General features: G+C 46.2%; 2 tRNA genes and 2 rRNA genes. All 4 read left to right on the top strand.

What is annotated here, in order from left to right:
* Positions 1–116 (top strand): 16S ribosomal RNA (locus H8Z79_RS16685); the annotation flags it as partial.
* 123 nt (positions 117–239) lie between these two features.
* A 5S ribosomal RNA gene (gene rrf, locus H8Z79_RS16680) occupies positions 240–357 on the top strand.
* 5 nt (positions 358–362) lie between these two features.
* Positions 363–435 (top strand) — tRNA-Ala (locus H8Z79_RS16675).
* 32 nt (positions 436–467) lie between these two features.
* A tRNA-Ile gene (locus H8Z79_RS16670) sits at positions 468–541 on the top strand.
* The last annotated feature ends 164 nt before the right edge of the window (positions 542–705 follow it).

The raw sequence follows: 705 nt of genomic DNA, 5'->3' as shown, positions 1-705 counted from the left end.
CGCCCGAAGTCAGTGACCTAACCGCAAGGGAGGAGCTGCCGAAGGCGGGACCGATGACTGGGGTGAAGTCGTAACAAGGTAGCCGTATCGGAAGGTGCGGCTGGATCACCTCCTTTCTAAGGAAATGGATCAAGTAGGTTGTGAAAACGGCTGAATCAATCCAACTAAAACGGAAGAAAAAGTAGAGTATTGAATGTGTTTTACTGTTGAGTTATCAAGGCAAATTGAATAACAACATTTCTGGTATCGATGCGCTTGTGGGAAACACCCGTTCCCATCCCGAACACGACGGTTAAGACGCAAGCGGCCGATGGTACTGCATTGGAGACGGTGTGGGAGAGCAGGTGGATGCCAGATCAAATGGGGATGTAGCTCAGTTGGGAGAGCACCTGCCTTGCAAGCAGGGGGTCGAGAGTTCGAATCTCTTCATCTCCACACCGGAAGCAACTTTATAATGCTTTCGAAATGGGCTTATAGCTCAGCTGGTTAGAGCGCACGCCTGATAAGCGTGAGGTCGGTGGTTCGAGTCCACTTAAGCCCATTGGCTTATAAGATTTAGCCGTGAGGTTAAGTGAGTAAGCCTGATATCGTACCTTGAAAACTGCATACATGTAAATTTGATTAACTAATCAAATATCCTTGATATACAAACGTAAGATAGGAAGACATCGATAATTAATTTTATCAAAAGCAACGAGAATCAAA

The sequence above is a fragment of the Blautia intestinalis genome (assembly GCF_014297355.1).
Taxonomy (GTDB): Bacteria; Bacillota; Clostridia; order Lachnospirales; family Lachnospiraceae; genus Blautia_A; species Blautia_A intestinalis.
This window is presented reverse-complemented; position numbering and strand designations above follow the sequence as displayed.